Source organism: Pseudoalteromonas sp. PS1M3 (assembly GCF_016865405.1).
GTDB classification, from domain to species: Bacteria; Pseudomonadota; Gammaproteobacteria; order Enterobacterales; family Alteromonadaceae; genus Pseudoalteromonas; species Pseudoalteromonas marina.
In genome coordinates, this window is record NZ_AP022624.1 from 1,866,103 (window position 1) to 1,881,897 (window position 15,795).

Consider the following 15,795-nt stretch of genomic DNA (forward strand, 5'->3'; position numbering starts at 1 on the left):
AAAGGTCACGCGTTTTTATTTTTTAAAAACGCAATTACTTTTGCTAAATCTTCAGCGGTATCAACACCTGCATGCGGAGCTACTTTTGCCTGCTCTATTTTAATACTATAACCGTGATATAAAACACGCAGTTGCTCTAATGACTCTAATAACTCTATAGGTGAAACACTAAGTGCAATATATTGATTAATAAACCCTGCTCTGTAAGCGTAAATACCCACGTGACGTTGAAATGATGAAAGTTCTAAATCTCTTTTTTCGTCTAACATCGCAAGTCGATCAAACGGAATGCTTGCACGTGAAAAGTACAACGCGTTTTTATTTATATCGCTAACAACCTTGACTGCATTAGGATTAAATATTTCGTCTTTATGTTCAATGGCAACACTTAATGTGGCCATGGGTGCTGATGATTCATTTAGCAACTTAGCTACTTGCAAAACGTTATCGGGAGCTAGTAATGGTTCATCACCTTGAACATTTACAACTATGGTATTGCTATCTAAATTTAATAAAGCAACTACCTCCGCTAAGCGCTCGGTGCCTGACTGGTGATCTTCACGCGTCATCACAACATCATTAGTAAACTTACTAACCTCATCAAATACTTTTTGATGATCGGTTGCAATTATCACTTGGCTTGCACCTGATAAACATGCTTTCTCATAAACATGTTGAATCATAGGTTTACCACAAATATCTGCTAGCGGTTTTCCTGGTAATCTTGTTGAAGCATAGCGCGCAGGTATAACGACTACGAATTCCACTTTTCAACCTCTTCTAACGATAACTCTCTTGCTTCATTTTCAAGTAATACCGGAATATCATCTTTAACAGGGTATGCGAGTTTTGCAGCAGTACTAATTAGTTCACTGTTGTCTTTATCAAAACGTAATTTTCCTTTACATACAGGGCATGCAATTATGTCGAGTAATTTAGTATCAAAGGCCATTTAGGATCCCTTTTTCTTTTAATATTAAAGTTAATTTATTTATTACAGCCTGTGTTGGCTTTGCATTTACTGGTAAATAATACCAATTATCTTTGGCAAACTCGCTGCATTTTACGGCGTCTTTTTCGGTCATTAGAATATTATCGTTACCAAATTGGGTAAAATCTTCGGCTCTGTATAGGTGATGATCCCTAAAGTGATTTGAAGATAATAAAGTTATCCCCTGTTTTTTTAAGGTATTTTCAAAACGCTTAGGATTACCTATTGCGCTTACTGCATGGCCATTTTTAATCGATTCACTAACAGGAGAAGAACTTTTTACTGACCTGAGCGCTGCGGGCTCTAATGTGTAGTTATTACTATTATGCCCTCCGTTTTCAACAATCAAATCAACCGACTTCAAACGTGCAGAAGTTTCACGTAATGGTCCTGCAGGCATTAGCAACCCATTTCCAAATTGGCGTTCACTATCGACGATACAGCATTCAATAGTGCGTGCCATTTTGTAATGCTGCATACCATCGTCAGAGATAATGATATCTAAATTATAATCACGGGCTAGTAACTCAATATTGCGTTGTCGGTTTGGCCCTATCGCAATTGGGCATTTTAGACGATGAAACAGAAGTTTAGGCTCATCACCCGCCTCAGCAGCTGGCGTATTATCTTTAACAATTAAAGGATAATTACTCGCCTTACCACCATAACCTCGGCTAATGATTCCAACTGACAACCCTTGTTTTGTTAAAAAGTCATAAAGCCATAATACAAATGGTGTTTTACCATTTCCACCCACACTAATGTTACCAACAACAATAATAGGTATGTCGCTTTTAAATTGCTTAAATATTCCAAAACGATACATCTGCTTTCTGGTAATCGAAATTAGCCAAAATAAAGCTGACAATGGCAAAAAAAGTAATGTAATAAGTCCAACTGGTTCGTACCAGCTTTTTTCTATTTTATTCACGTTCGTACCAGCTTTTTTCTATTTTATTCACGGTTGCTCGCCAAACTGCATTTTACACAACGCTGAATAAGTTCCATCGTTTGAGAGTAAGCTAGTGTGATCGCCACTTTCAATAACACGGCCATTATCGATAACATAAATTTGATCGCTATTTTCAATAGTAGATAATCGATGTGCAATGACAATTGATGTTTTATCTTTCATTAAGTCATCAAGCGCATGTTGAATCAGTTTTTCGGACTCTGTATCTAATGCAGATGTTGCCTCATCTAATATTAAAATAGGGGCATCTTTTAAAATAGCTCTAGCTATAGCAATGCGTTGACGTTGACCACCAGAGAGCATCACTCCGTTTTCACCTACCATGGTATTTAGCTTTTCAGGTAAGTCTTTTACAAACTCCCACACGTGCGCCTGCTCAGCTACCTGCAATAACTCAGCATCTGTAATATCTCGCTGAATTCCATAACATATATTGTTAGCTATAGTGTCGTTAAACAGCACAACCTGTTGCGATACTAGCGCAAATTGGCGTCGCAAATCTCTAAGCTTATAATCATTTAAAGGAATACCATCTAACAGTATTTGACCTGGTAAGTCTAAATCATAGTAACGTGGTAATAAATTAGAAATTGTTGATTTACCTGAACCCGAACGCCCAACTAACGCAATACTTTCGCCGGCTTGAATTGTAAGCGTTAAGTTATTTAATACAGGCTCATCTTTTGTGGGATATTTGAAAGTCACATTTTTGACCTCAATTAAACCTTTGGCTTTTGTTACAGATACTGTGCCTGTATCTTTTTCTATACTTTCGTCAAGTATTAAGAATATACTTTGCGCCGCAGAAATACCGCGCTGCATATCACTATTAACGTTAGCTAACTGTTTTAGCGGACGAAGTAACATCATCATCGATGAAATAAGCACAACAAAGTCGCCTGAGCTAATGCTGTCTATCATTGAAGGCATTGATACCACCCACAAAATAACGGCCATAGCACTCGCTGCAAGTATTTGAATAACCGAAACACTTAATGCCTTTGTAGCATCCATTTTTATACGTTGTTGTCGGTTATGATTGTTAATATTAGAAAATTGATTAATTTCTCTCTCTTGACCGCCAAAACCATGAATCACTTTATGGCCACTGAGCATTTGCTCTGAGCTTCTTGTTACTTGCCCCATAGCTGATTGTATATTTTTAGAAATATGACGAAAACGCTTAGATACTATTGCAACGATCATTGCAACTAAAGGAATAATAACTAAAAATATCAGAGATAATTGCCAGCTTGTATAGAACATTACACCAAGCAGAAACACAACAAATGCCCCTTCTCGTACTACAATCAGTAATGCTTTAGTTATTGCTTGTTGAACTTGTTCTGTATCAAACGTGATTTTAGAAATTAGGTCACCTGTTGAATTTTTATCGTGAAATGAAACAGGTAGATGTAATATATGTTCAAATAATTCCTGACGGAGTGAACGAACAACTTGCGAGCCTACATAGCTTAGGCAATAAGATGACATAAAATTAAAAATACCACGACCAATAACCAAAGCTATTACTACAAAAGGGGCGTATTTTAATACTTCGTTATTTCGTTGATTTAAACCTTCATCAATAAAAGGCTTCATTAATTGAATAAATAAAGCATCCATACCGGAATAGCCAATCATGCCAACAATTGCAACTATTGCCACGCTTTTGTAAGCACCTACGTAAGAAATTAAACGCTTGTAAATTTGTGTAGTACTTTGATCCATAATACTCTCTTTATTCAATTACAGACCCTATTGTATCCTTGCTAGAACTAAAACAAAACGTCAATCTTTTATAAACCAGTAGCTTTGATAGTCTCGTGCTGTAATAACAGTCACAGTCTCTTCGTAAAACTCCACCGTAATTTGCCCGTATTGCCCAGTAACATACTGCAAGGCATTAATGTTTCTATAACGCTCAACAACTTCTGTTTTAGGAAATTGCCACTGCCCTTTGTAAGCACTTGAGTGAATAACAATCTGTGGCATAACTGCAGTAATAAATTTCTTACTTGATGACGTACTACTACCGTGATGAGGGCTAAGTAACACTGTACTTTTTAAACTATCGCTAGAGTTTATCAGTTGCGACTCTCTATTTTTTGAAATATCGCCTGTAAATAGAACGCTGTGCTCTTTATCTGAAACCTTTATTACACAAGACTCATCATTTTCATTACCATACAAGGGGGATGGAAAGCTTTTAATTATTAGCCCAGCCATGTTTACTTCGTTTGGAATACACCCCTTTGAGGGTCCATTAGGGTGAAATTCATTAAATGAAAACTTTAAACCTGCGCTGATAAAATGAGATAAACCACCGGAATGGTCATTATCAAGGTGACTAACTACAGAATGAGTCACTGCAATATTATTTATATCAATAAAAGGTAACAAAATACTTTTAGCACGGCTAAAACGATTAAAGTAACTAGGTCCAAAATCATAAATAAACCCTTTATCATCTTTTTCAATAAGAGCCATAAGACCGTGCCCAACATCGAATACATGTAATTTCCATGTAGGCTTATCAGCAAGTAAATAATCAATATAGAGCATGGCTAAAGGTAAAAAAGCGAGCCGCCTATATGGCGAAAAATAAAAAATTAAAAGAGTAAGATAAGCATAAATAATGACACTTAGACCAATAATTCCTATGTTTAGCCAACCAAAACCTGCTGGTAATTTATTTAAACAGGTAAAAATAAAAGCTAGACCGCTATCGATAAAAATAATCACCATACTAATATCAAATACGGAACTTATAGCCGTTAATAAAATTAAACAAGGCATTAAAATAAATGAAAGAAATGGAATTGCGACTAAGTTTATGACTAAACCAGCAACACTCACGCCATTAAAAAAGTAAAAAGACAGAGGCAGTAAACCAATAAATAGTGCAGCCTGAATAGTAATTAATGCAAAAAGTACCTTTAGAAATGAATTGGTAAAGTGAGGTACATTTTTAATAACTAAAAAAATAACCACGACTGCAAAAAATGAAAAATATAATCCAGGATTAAGGGTATTGAACGGATTAACAGCGAGTACAATAACAAGCGCAAACAAAATACTGCGCCATCTCATTAGCTGCCTTTGAAAATAATATAGAAGTAAATAACAGCCAAGCATTATTAGTGCACGAGTCGCTGAAACCAAAAAGTTACTTAAATAGACATAAACAAACGCTGATACAAAACCAATCGCACTGTAAGCAATTGAAAAATTGATCGTTTGATTATTAAACAATTTAACGTGGATAAATACCCATTTTGTAATGAAGAAACCAAAACCGAACACCAACCCAATGTGTAAGCCTGAAATAGCAAGTAAATGGCTTAAACCCAGTGATTGCATCAGCTGCTTATCACTCGGTGTCATTAACGTCTTATCCCCTGTTAATAAAGCATAGTAAAGCCAATTTAGTGTTGTATTTTCGTATGTATTTTTAATGAAGCTTTTATAACTTTGAACACTATTTTGTTCTGAAGTGCTTTTGATTTTTAATTCTTTATTAAGAACTTTGCCTTTAAAGAAAATTCGCTGCTTAAATGCATACAGTTCGTTATCAAATACATTAAAGTTCTTATTACTTCTAAATTTTTTTAAATTAACACTTGCCACAAAACGATCATTAGCACGCAATGGCTGATCTAAATTAACGCTTAACATCGCGCTAGGTGCACTCAAATTAGAATAGTATTTTCCATTAATACGTACTAATTTTGCTTTGACATATTGGGGAGCTTTGTTTGAGATGACTTCTTGTATTACAACTTCGACTGGATATGCGTACTTTTCATCATTAATTATGTGCTCAAAGTTATAAAAAATATGATAATGCGCTATAACGATACAAATTCCACAAATAAAGCCTAACAATAAAGACAAAAACGGCTTAAAATAAGCGCCTATTATTACAATGGACACTGTAATAATAATAAATTCGAGAGTTTCGTAATAAAACACGGTTGAAATACAGCCAATTACAAAACCAAGACTGATCCACACTGATGTAAATGGTTGCTTTAAATGGCTAAGAAAACTATCCAAAGATTTTTACCCGATCCGAATAAAATAAGACATCACAAATCGTTAAAAATTTTTGGTAAGCTTTTGCAAGATGCAAATCTTTGGCACTTAAACAGACGTTCTGCTCGAGGAGCCTTTGCGGTTGGTTTATTTTTTGCTTTCATCCCTGTTCCCTTTCAAATGGTATTAGCCGCAGCGACTGCTATTTTATTTAGAGTTAACTTACCTATCTCAGCAACACTTGTTTGGCTTACTAATCCGTTAACCATGCCACCTATTTTTTATGGGTCTTACCTCGTTGGTACTCTTGTTTTAAATCAACCAGAACAACACTTTGCTTTTGAGCTTAACTGGACTTGGTTTGAGCAGAGTATCGAAACTATTGGCCCTGCATTCTTAGTTGGCTCACTTGTATGTGCCTCTATAGCATCAATCATAGGCTATTTTGGCATTGATATTTTATGGCGCCGCTCTGTCGTAAAGGCAAGAGCTGCACGCAAATAATATCGATCCTTTGAATAGTATAGACGAAAAAAAACCCGGCTAGAATGAAGTGACCCCAATAAGTTGGACTCATTTCTAAGCGGCAACCAAGGCCTGATTTCGATATTGTATCGGACTCAGGCCTTTTAGTTTTAGCTTAATGCGTTCGTTGTTGTAATAATCGATGTATTCTTTGATGTTTTCAATGAGTTCATTTGCGTCCTTGAACGTCTCATTGTGATACATCTCAGTTTTTAATATGCCGAAGAAGTTTTCTGCAACGGCATTGTCTAAGCAGTTTCCTTTTCGAGACATGCTTTGAATTAGCCCATGCTTTTTCAGGTGTTGTTGATATCGTTTATTTTGATATTGCCAACCTTGGTCTGAGTGGATGAGTGGTCTCTCATGCTTCAACAGCTTTGCTGTTGCGGCTTTAAGCATGTCAGTCACTAGTGGTAGCGTGACAGATGTCCTTACCTCATAGCTGACCACTTCTTGGTTAAATAGGTCTATTACCGGTGACAGGTATACCTTTTCTCCATTGACTTTAAATTCAGTGACATCGGTCACCCATTTTTGATTGGGCTTCTTTGCCGTAAATTCACGTTTGAGAACATTTTCAGCGATTCTACCGACTTCACCTTTGTAAGAGGTGTAGCGTTTAGGTCTGACTTTTGATTTCAAGCCAAGTTCGCCCATCAAGCGTTGCACGCGCTTATGATTAACCATCAAACCCATTGCTCTTAGCGTGCAAGTTACCCTACGGTAGCCGTATCGTCCTTTGTGCTTGTGATAGATATCACGTATTCTTTCGCATAAATCAGTGTTGGAACAGGGCTGAACCAGTGTATTACGATGGTAATAATACACACTCTTGGGAAGCCCTGTGACCTTTAATAAGTGTTGTAAGCTGTATTTTGCCTTGAGCTCTTCGACAACTATCGTTTTGTCTTTGCTTTTTTCTTTCTGGCCTGAGCCAAGGCTTCTAACTTTTTTAAGACTGCGTTCTCTGCACGTAGATAATCCAATTCTTCCCTGAGCTCTTTTTCAGACATGTCTGCTGATGGTTTAGGAGTTGAAGAATGATTCGTCACGCGAGGCCTACCTTTTTTCTGTGGTTTTAGTTGGGTTATACCCCCGTGAGCATAAAGCTTTTGCCATTGAAATAAAATACCTGGGGATGATAAGTCGAAATAGGCGCTAGTATAACCCAAAGACCAATCATTAATTTCCATCGTCTCGAGCACATGAATTTTGAACTCGCCTGAATAAGGTAACTGTTTATGGATAAAACTCTTTGACCCATTAAGCAGGTAGACCTGAAACCAATAACGAATAAGCCGAGCGCTAATATTGTACTTTTTACTTAATGCTTCAGAGTTTTCCTGCTCAGCAAGTTGTGCGAGCTTTAACTTAAATATTCTTTTGTACTTGGACATAAAAAGACCCCCAGTAATTGGATTGTCCAACTATTGGGGGTCACTTCAGAAAGCTGGGTTTTTTATTTAAAAATAATTAAAAACGAAATACGCGTCGAATACCAATTAATGGTAATAGAAATAACGCTAACCAAGAGGTACTGGCTGAACTTCTTTCAAAAAATTCGGCCTCTGGCGGTGCACAATTTTCAATTTCACCATTCTCCAGAGGTGTTAGTTTAACTGCAACGGCGACGGTTTCAAATTCAATATTACCGTTAATATCGGTCACTACACCACCAAGTGTGTCACGCTTTTCTACTGTTTTGGTGGCAACACCAAACACTTCGTTATTCTCATTAATAACATTAGCTTCAACAACTGTGTATGGGTAATCAGTTTCACCATCTGATTCATAACATGGTAAAAAGTCATTAATGTTAGTTATTTTATCTTCACCAATTTTATAAATAAATGCGGCTTTATCTCGTGAACTGTCCGATCCACCTAATTCACTCTCACCAACAATATAACCTTGATTATTGATATCGTTAGCAGTCGAGTTTGCTGCTAAAAAGAAGTTTGTAGGGTAAACAGTGTTACCAGTAGCGATATCATGATAAAAGAATTTTCTTACCCGAGTGTTTTCAACTATTCGAGTTACATAACCAGCAATAATATTTTCATCATTTATTGCTGAAGAAATCCCTGTCTGATTAGAGTCATTTTCTTGGTCAATATAAGTAACAACTTCGCCATCTTTGAAGTACACAGGCATTGTAACAAATGTATTATCATTATTTTTATAACGTGTATGTGAGGAGCCTACTGCAACACCATTTGCATTTACTGCAAAAGCAGTACTGGTAAATGTGTCTTCTTCCACTTCATATTCATCTGGAGTTAAAGCTAACCCAAGTTCTTCTACAGAAGTAATATTAAGGGAATCATCCAACTGCCACTTGACAGCTCGCTTGTTAAAAATTCCGCCAAGAAAATTGCTATTTAATAGATTAATACAAGAAGAAACAGGTTCATCTTCGCCATCGCAATTTTCATCAATATCTTCTAATCTTTCAAAGTTAATATCCGTTGACACATTGCCTACAACAATATAACCGGTATTAGTTTTAACAATATCATTGGCTCGGCTTGTACCCCCGTATTCATTGAATTCAGGAACAAGAGGTACTTCTGTGCCATCAGCACCTATTACAATTCCTCGTTCGATAAAATCATGAGTAAACCAAGTCTCAGCTTCATCTTCATCCTCTGGTGTGAAAGAAACTTTGTCATAGGGTGCACTCCCCCAACCAACTGAAACTCCATCTTCGCTCACAGCGTTGTAAACGTTAAAAGTGGAACGAGTTAAACCATCATAGTCTACTGAAGAAACATCATAAAGAGACTGTTCAACAACTTCATTTTCGTTAAATCTAATACCGGTAAACGAATTTAGTTTTTGATATTCAAAATTAGTCGATAAACCAGATAAAAATCTAACCATAAAATTATGCGCATCAGGATTAGTCAAAGCTGCATCATTATTCTCTATATCATCAAGTGTAAAAGTAATTACCTTATCACTTAGTTCGAAAATTGAAACTTCGCTGTCATAAGCATTCTCGATTGTATTATCTGTAAAATCAATATAACTGGTATCTATGGGTAAGTTATATAATCCATTTGCTAAACCAATTATGTGCCCGCTTTCACTTGCATCAGTAACGTAAGAAAATTTTGCATTATCGAGTGTGCCTAATTCACTTAATTGGTATGTTGCACTAATAGCTGATGTACTCAATGTCGCTAGGATACTGGCAGCGAGTAATTTATATTTCATTTTAGTCCTTACTACTGATTCTGTAATTCTTCAAGTTCTTCCCATCGCTCAAAAGCGGCTTCAAGGTCAGACTCAAGTTGTGCTAAATGGTTCAATGCTTTGGTTGTTATGTCATTGTCTTGTTTAAAAAAGTCAGGATTGCCTACCACATTTTGCTGGGCTTCTACGTCAGCTTCAAGTTGCTCCATTTTATTAGGCAACTGCTCTAATTCAAGTTTTAATTTGTAAGAAAGCTTATTCGTTTTAGCGGCTGGCTTTGCAGCAGGGGTCGGTTGCTTCTCTACTTTTTTTGCAGCTGGTTGAACAGCTTGTTTTTCTTGTTCTGCTAAATAACTTACATAAGCTTCATAGTCACTATAACCGCCGACTATATCCGTTACTTTTCCGTTACCTTCAAATGCCCATACACTAGAGCATGTATTATCGATAAATTCACGGTCATGGCTTACAATAATCACTGTACCTTGATACTGATTAATAATGTCTTCTAACAGCTCAAGTGTTTCAATGTCTAAATCATTGGTTGGCTCATCCAATACCAGGATATTCGATGGTTTTAAAAATAGCTTAGCAAGTAATAATCGGTTTTTTTCGCCGCCAGATAAGGCCTTAACGGGTGTTCTAGCGCGCGCAGGTGGAAACAAAAAGTCTTGTAAGTAACCTAATACATGACGAGAGCGCCCCCCCATCATGACTTCTTGCTTACCTTCTGCAACATTGTCTTGTACTGTTGCTTCTTCGTCTAACTTTTCACGGTATTGATCAAAGTAAGCAAATTCTAGATTAACACCCTGCTTAGTTTCACCGCTGTCAGGTGCTAAGTCACCAAACATTAGTTTTAATAGAGTTGTTTTACCCACACCATTAGGACCGACTAAACCGATACGGTCGCCACGCATAACTAAAGTAGAAAAGTCGCTTACAATCGTTTTCTCTTTAAAAGCATGAGATAAATGCTTAGCTTCAAAAACTAATTTACCTGAGCGGTCTGCGGTTTCAATATTGAAATCTGTTTTACCAACTTGATCAACTCGTTGCTTACGCTCATTACGCAATTGTTTTAATTCACGAACACGGCCTTCATTACGAGTTCTTCGGGCTTTTACGCCCTGACGGATCCACGCTTCTTCTTCAGCTAATCGTTTATCAAAGAGTGCATTTTGACTTTCTTCTACTTTTAAGTCATGCGCTTTTTGTTCTAGGTAAGTGGCGTAGTCACCTGGATATGAAATAAGTTTGCCGCGGTCTAAATCCAAAATACGTGTAGCAATTGCACGAATAAACGCACGATCGTGAGATATAAATACAATCCCACCTTTAAAGTCTTTTAAGAACTGCTCTAACCACATTACACTTGTCATATCTAAGTGGTTTGTTGGTTCGTCTAATAGCAACAAGTCTGGCTCACTAACTAATGCACGTGCCAGTGCAACCTTACGTAACCATCCACCTGAAAGCGATTCAAGTTTAGCATCAGGTGTCAGCTCAAGCTTAGTTAATACTAATTGAATACGGCTATCGAAGCGCCAGCCATCAGCGGCTTCTAGCTTATTAGATAAGCGCTCAAGTTTATTTAATAATTGATCGGTACATTCAGTTTGCAGTTCATTACTCACATGGTGATAATCGATAAGTAAATTAGCAATTTCTGGCATACCTTGGGCAACATAATCAAATACGGTACCGCTGGCCCCTTTAGGTGGATCTTGTTCAAGACGAGAGATCTTTAAACCACCGAGCTGGTTTATTTCACCATCATCCAATATTACTTGGCCGTCTAATACTTTTAACAGCGTTGATTTACCTGCGCCGTTACGCCCCACAATACAAACTCGCTCACCACTTTCAATAACAGCATCTGCGTTGTTAAGTAACGCATGTGTACCAAAGGCAAGCTGTGCTTTCGAAATTCTTATTAAATCCATAATTCTACAATGCTCTTAATCTGCCAGTGCTAAAAATATTTGCACTTGTTCTGCAGTAAAAGGCCAAAACAATTGTTGGCCATGTTCATTTTTTAAAACAGGAATACTTACCTGATATTGCGCAATAAGCTGTTTATCAGTCATTATGTCTGTTAACAATAAACTGCCTTCGCTCATTAATAACGGTGTTATTAGTGCGTGGGCTTGTTCACATAAATGACACCCTTCCGTATGGTATAAAGTCCACTTAGCCATGAGTAATTAACCAGCTGTTATGAATTTTTTTATTACGCTTAAAGTCTGGTGAGAGTGTTTTCTCAGAAATATTAACGGCTTTTAAACCTAAACCAATCAATCCAACTTCATCCATAACAAAGCCACGTTTGTTGTTAGAAAAAATCAATGTTCCAGACGGGCTAAGAATTTTTTTAACCCAAGTGAGTAACTTAATGTGATCGCTCTGCACATCAAACGCATCTTTCATTCGCTTTGAATTTGAAAATGTTGGAGGGTCAAGAAAGATTAAATCATATTGCGCAGTCGCATGCTCTAGCCATTTAAGGCAATCTGCTTGCTCAAAACGGTAACGCGTGTTGCTAATATTATTTAAATCAAAATTATCTTGGCCCCATTTTAAATAGGTTTTGGATAAATCAACTGTGGTTATAGCCTTTGCCCCACCAATGGCTGCATGAACTGATGCACTTCCTGTGTAGGCAAATAAATTTAAAAAACGTTTGTCCTTGGCATTTTCTTGAATGTAGCGACGAACCAAACGATGATCTAAAAATAACCCCGTGTCTAGATAATCAAATAAATTAACCTTAAATTTAGCACCAAACTCTTCAACAACCATCGTTCTATTTTGCTTAGCCATAGGGGTGTATTGCTCTTCACCTTTTTGCTTTTTGCGAACTTTTACGGCTATGTTTTCAGGTGCTATGTTTAGTTGTTGCGCTGTTAAGCTAATGACGTCCTGAAGACGCTTATCAGACACTTTTTCATCTATTTCTTTCGGTGCCGCGTACTCAAAAATTACAGCGCTGTCGTTATATATATCAACCGCCACATTGTATTCCGGAATATCAGCATCATAAACGCGATACGCGTCGACTTTGTTTTGCTTTAACCAATTTTTAAGGCCTTGTTTATTTTTTTTAAGACGGTTAGCAAACGACATTGAACCTTCATAATTAAGGGCTTTTTTGTCATCAGTCGTCAAGCTGACTTGCTTGTCATCTAGTTGATATAAGTTAAGCTCTACATCTAATGGACCATTTTTAAATTTATAACGTTTTAATTTAACAAGCTTTAAAAGTTTAAATAAACTCTCATCCATGCCCAATAACGCCAGTTTCCAATGGTTAAAATGCTTTTTAAAGCCGACACCTAAATTACGGTGTAAATCAACTAACTCAGCCATAGAGCCAATACGTTCACCATAAGGCAAATTTGAAATAACCACACCTGGTAATTTAGCTACTGCGGTTAACTTTGTTGCGTCGCTTTGCTTAAATTTAATTATGTCATCAAGCTCGGCACGCTTTGCATTATCAATGGCTTTACTTAATACCTGAGCATCGTAGTCGTGGCCTATTAGCCAAAGTTTCGGGTCGGTTATATTTGCAAGCAGCTCTTCTTTTAACGCTTTAAATTTTGCCACTCTAAAACTAGGTAAACGCTCAAAAGCAAAGCCTTCACGAAACAAACCTGGCGCTTCATTACGTGCCATACCTGCGGCTTCTATTAAAATAGTACCCGCACCACAACATGGGTCAAACAGAGGTTGTTTAACGTTATCTAGCCATCCGCTGCGTTTAATAATTGCAGCCGCTAAATGCTCTTTTATTGGCGCTTTACCTTGTCCCTGTCTGTAGCCACGTTCAGATAGTCTTGGCCCTGAGTAGTCAATATATAAAGAAACACCGTGACGATTTAAACGTGCAACAACACGAACATTGGCATCCTGTTTATCAACATTAGGGCGTTGCTCATACAAATCATTAAAGTAGTCAACAATTGCATCTTTAATTACTAAACCAGAAAACTGTGTATTTTTTAACGAATCATTAGTACCGTTAAAATCTACAGCAAATGTTTGCGTTGGGCCAAACCATTCTTGCCAAGGTTGAAAACGAGCAAATTTATACAAGCTATCTTTATCATTAACGCCTTCTTTTTCTTCGATAAGCATAAGCACACGCGTTGCAAAACGGCTTGATAAACAAACCTTTTGCGCCAGTAATGAGTCAGCCTCAAAACGAACAGAACCAACAGTTTGCTTAGACACAGCAGCGCCAAGTTCTGTTAACTCATCAACCAATAAATTTTCGATTCCGATAGAAGTAAGTGCGATAAATTGCAAAGTAGTAACCCTTAATAGCTAATTGCGCAGGATTATACCATAGGTTGAGGGACAAACACGCCATAACACATGCTTAATAGCGTAAATTACTTAGGCAGTTTTAAATTTAATTTGCTGAGGTAAGATGGGATGAACGCGATTATTTAAAATTTTGATAACTTCAAATTGAGCAAGAGATAAATTTTCGTCTAATTGAAAATTCTCGCTTAAATTTAAGCAAACCGAGGCATCACTACAGTGATCGACAATCAAAAAGTCGCCCGTTTGCGCCTTAGAGACTAATTTAACGACTGCTTCAACACTTGGTTGGCTGCCGGTATATTCATTAAAAAACCAGCTTTTTGCTAGCACAGGTTTTAAATGAAACTTAACCGCTGTAGCATTTAATGCTATTTGACATATTTGTGCACCAGACCAGATTTCAAACCCGTCCAGATAATTATAAACTTGTTCGTAAAATGCAGCATCTTCTAAACTAAAGTTAGGGTTTTTGATAACTAAATCTGTTAGCTGCCTTATTTTATAGGGTGTGCAAAGCTGCATTTCATCGTTCAAATCAAGTAATAAACGATTTTTATTAGGACAAGCAATCCACTGCCATTGCTTTGATGCTTGTAACATTTGCTCCTCCTTGTGGGCTTTATTAAAAATAGTATCAGTTCAAAGTATAACTGCTTTTGACCATTTTATACATAAATGCTTAGAACATTTATCGAACGATCAAAAGCTTAGATAACTGATCCTTATAAGCCGTTTACGATCGATTTTACCAATTCAGGGCCTTTATAAATAAAACCTGTATAAACTTGGACTAAACTAGCACCCGCATTAAGCTTCTCTTTAGCTGAATTAGCATCATCAATTCCGCCAACACCAATAATAGGTAACTGGCCTTTTGTTAATCGTCTTAATTCACTAACTACTTCTGTAGAACGTGTTCTTACAGGGTGTCCTGATAAACCACCGGCTTCCTCAGCATACTGCTGACCGATCACATCACTTCGTTCTAGTGTAGTATTAGTTGCAATTACCCCGTCAATTTTGTTGTTTAGCAGTGATTCACTTACCTGTTCGATTTGAATAGGATCAAGATCCGGCGCAATTTTAACAAGCATAGGAACTTGCTTATTATGTTCTGAAATTAAATCTAGCTGCTCATTTTTAAGACTTTGCAATAAATCATCAAGTGCAGCACCGTATTGTAAATCTCTCAGGCCGGGTGTGTTTGGTGAAGAAATATTCACGGTAATATAAGAGGCATGCTCAAAAACTTTTCTCATACAGTGTATGTAATCGTCTTTACCTTGCTCATTAGGGGTATCTTTATTTTTACCTATATTAATACCTAATATGCCGTTGTACTTTGCTGCTTTTACATTACTAATTAAATTATCAACACCTTTATTATTAAAACCCATACGATTAATAATAGCGTTTGATTCTGGCAATCTAAATATACGGGGTTTATCGTTACCTGCTTGCGGGCGAGGTGTAACAGTACCCACCTCTATAAAACCAAAACCCATTTGGCTAAATGCATCTATGCACTCTGCATTTTTATCTAAACCTGCAGCTAAGCCAACCGGATTTTTAAATTCAAGACCTAAAAAGTTAACGGGCTTATTTGCTACAGATTGCGACCATGCGGCACTCAAAGGCGTATTAGCAAAGCGGCTTAAATTATTAAGAGCAAATTCATGTGCCCACTCCGCATCACGGGTAAACATAAAACGGCGAGCTAAATCGTAAAACATGAATA

The 15,795-nt window shown here is 37.0% G+C and carries 14 protein-coding genes; 1 reads left to right on the forward strand and 13 read right to left on the reverse strand.

The window, feature by feature from the left end; all coding sequences use genetic code 11:
* Nucleotides 1-5 precede the first annotated feature (5 nt).
* The 5 genes from kdsB to PS1M3_RS08595 are packed head-to-tail and all read right to left on the reverse strand — an operon-like array spanning nucleotide 6 to nucleotide 6,023.
* Nucleotides 6-767 carry a 3-deoxy-manno-octulosonate cytidylyltransferase gene (gene kdsB, locus PS1M3_RS08575; protein WP_203983603.1) on the reverse strand — a complete coding sequence of 254 codons (762 nt, stop codon included), beginning with the start codon at nucleotides 765-767 and terminating at the stop codon, nucleotides 6-8.
* Nucleotides 755-952 carry a Trm112 family protein gene (locus PS1M3_RS08580; RefSeq protein ID WP_006794732.1) on the reverse strand — a complete coding sequence of 66 codons (198 nt, stop codon included), beginning with the start codon at nucleotides 950-952 and terminating at the stop codon, nucleotides 755-757. The genes kdsB and PS1M3_RS08580 overlap by 13 nt, the downstream gene beginning before the upstream one ends.
* On the reverse strand, nucleotides 942-1,922 hold the full coding sequence (gene lpxK / locus PS1M3_RS08585) for a tetraacyldisaccharide 4'-kinase (protein ID WP_203983606.1): 981 nt from the start codon (nucleotides 1,920-1,922) through the stop codon (nucleotides 942-944). The genes PS1M3_RS08580 and lpxK overlap by 11 nt, the downstream gene beginning before the upstream one ends.
* Before the next feature lie 27 nt (nucleotides 1,923-1,949).
* A complete protein-coding gene (gene msbA, locus PS1M3_RS08590; protein ID WP_203983608.1) occupies nucleotides 1,950-3,695 on the reverse strand; it encodes a lipid A export permease/ATP-binding protein MsbA in 1,746 nt (581 codons plus the stop codon).
* A 60-nt stretch (nucleotides 3,696-3,755) separates the two neighbouring features.
* Entirely contained in the window at nucleotides 3,756-6,023 is a 2,268-nt protein-coding gene (locus PS1M3_RS08595) for a DNA internalization-related competence protein ComEC/Rec2 (protein WP_203983610.1), read from the reverse strand.
* On the opposite strand from PS1M3_RS08595, the gene PS1M3_RS08600 reads away from it, so the two are divergent.
* Nucleotides 6,003-6,506, forward strand: coding sequence for a DUF2062 domain-containing protein (locus PS1M3_RS08600; RefSeq protein ID WP_058428833.1), 504 nt, complete (start codon nucleotides 6,003-6,005; stop codon nucleotides 6,504-6,506). The genes PS1M3_RS08595 and PS1M3_RS08600 overlap by 21 nt on opposite strands.
* 75 nt (nucleotides 6,507-6,581) lie before the next feature.
* Here PS1M3_RS08600 and PS1M3_RS08605 read toward each other — a convergent pair whose 3' ends face one another.
* The 8 genes from PS1M3_RS08605 to pyrD all read right to left on the reverse strand — a co-directional run bounded on the left by PS1M3_RS08605 (nucleotide 6,582) and on the right by pyrD (nucleotide 15,790).
* Nucleotides 6,582-7,514, reverse strand: coding sequence for an IS3 family transposase (locus PS1M3_RS08605; protein ID WP_138922293.1), 933 nt, complete (start codon nucleotides 7,512-7,514; stop codon nucleotides 6,582-6,584).
* Nucleotides 7,424-7,924, reverse strand: coding sequence for a transposase (locus tag PS1M3_RS08610; RefSeq protein ID WP_203983612.1), 501 nt, complete (start codon nucleotides 7,922-7,924; stop codon nucleotides 7,424-7,426). The genes PS1M3_RS08605 and PS1M3_RS08610 overlap by 91 nt, the downstream gene beginning before the upstream one ends.
* Before the next feature lie 76 nt (nucleotides 7,925-8,000).
* A complete protein-coding gene (locus PS1M3_RS08615; RefSeq protein ID WP_203983614.1) occupies nucleotides 8,001-9,746 on the reverse strand; it encodes a DUF3466 family protein in 1,746 nt (581 codons plus the stop codon).
* 11 nt (nucleotides 9,747-9,757) lie between these two features.
* A complete protein-coding gene (locus tag PS1M3_RS08620) occupies nucleotides 9,758-11,671 on the reverse strand; it encodes an ABC transporter ATP-binding protein (RefSeq protein WP_203983616.1) in 1,914 nt (637 codons plus the stop codon).
* 15 nt (nucleotides 11,672-11,686) lie between these two features.
* Nucleotides 11,687-11,926, reverse strand: coding sequence for a glutaredoxin family protein (locus tag PS1M3_RS08625; protein WP_006792808.1), 240 nt, complete (start codon nucleotides 11,924-11,926; stop codon nucleotides 11,687-11,689).
* Nucleotides 11,919-14,036, reverse strand: a complete 2,118-nt coding sequence (rlmKL, locus tag PS1M3_RS08630) for a bifunctional 23S rRNA (guanine(2069)-N(7))-methyltransferase RlmK/23S rRNA (guanine(2445)-N(2))-methyltransferase RlmL (RefSeq protein WP_203983625.1) — start codon at nucleotides 14,034-14,036, stop codon at nucleotides 11,919-11,921. The genes PS1M3_RS08625 and rlmKL overlap by 8 nt, the downstream gene beginning before the upstream one ends.
* Before the next feature lie 90 nt (nucleotides 14,037-14,126).
* Nucleotides 14,127-14,657: a cell division protein ZapC gene (locus PS1M3_RS08635; protein WP_008127330.1), complete on the reverse strand. Its 531-nt coding sequence runs from the start codon at nucleotides 14,655-14,657 to the stop codon at nucleotides 14,127-14,129.
* 122 nt (nucleotides 14,658-14,779) lie between these two features.
* Nucleotides 14,780-15,790 (reverse strand): quinone-dependent dihydroorotate dehydrogenase, encoded by a 1,011-nt coding sequence (gene pyrD, locus PS1M3_RS08640; RefSeq protein WP_138740991.1) that lies wholly within the window; start codon nucleotides 15,788-15,790, stop codon nucleotides 14,780-14,782.
* Between the last annotated feature and the right edge of the window lie 5 nt (nucleotides 15,791-15,795).

Excerpts from the sequence above, each read along its gene's own strand:
- pyrD (WP_138740991.1), bottom strand. The coding sequence starts at position 15,790 with ATGTTTTACGATTTAGCTCGCCGTTTTATGTTTACCCGTGATGCGGAG.
- PS1M3_RS08615 (WP_203983614.1), bottom strand. The coding sequence starts at position 9,746 with ATGAAATATAAATTACTCGCTGCCAGTATCCTAGCGACATTGAGTACA.
- PS1M3_RS08610 (WP_203983612.1), bottom strand. The coding sequence starts at position 7,924 with ATGTCCAAGTACAAAAGAATATTTAAGTTAAAGCTCGCACAACTTGCT.
- PS1M3_RS08620 (WP_203983616.1), bottom strand. The coding sequence starts at position 11,671 with ATGGATTTAATAAGAATTTCGAAAGCACAGCTTGCCTTTGGTACACAT.
- PS1M3_RS08635 (WP_008127330.1), bottom strand. The coding sequence starts at position 14,657 with ATGTTACAAGCATCAAAGCAATGGCAGTGGATTGCTTGTCCTAATAAA.
- PS1M3_RS08600 (WP_058428833.1), top strand. The coding sequence starts at position 6,003 with ATGGCTAAGAAAACTATCCAAAGATTTTTACCCGATCCGAATAAAATA.
- PS1M3_RS08580 (WP_006794732.1), bottom strand. The coding sequence starts at position 952 with ATGGCCTTTGATACTAAATTACTCGACATAATTGCATGCCCTGTATGT.
- msbA (WP_203983608.1), bottom strand. The coding sequence starts at position 3,695 with ATGGATCAAAGTACTACACAAATTTACAAGCGTTTAATTTCTTACGTA.
- PS1M3_RS08625 (WP_006792808.1), bottom strand. The coding sequence starts at position 11,926 with ATGGCTAAGTGGACTTTATACCATACGGAAGGGTGTCATTTATGTGAA.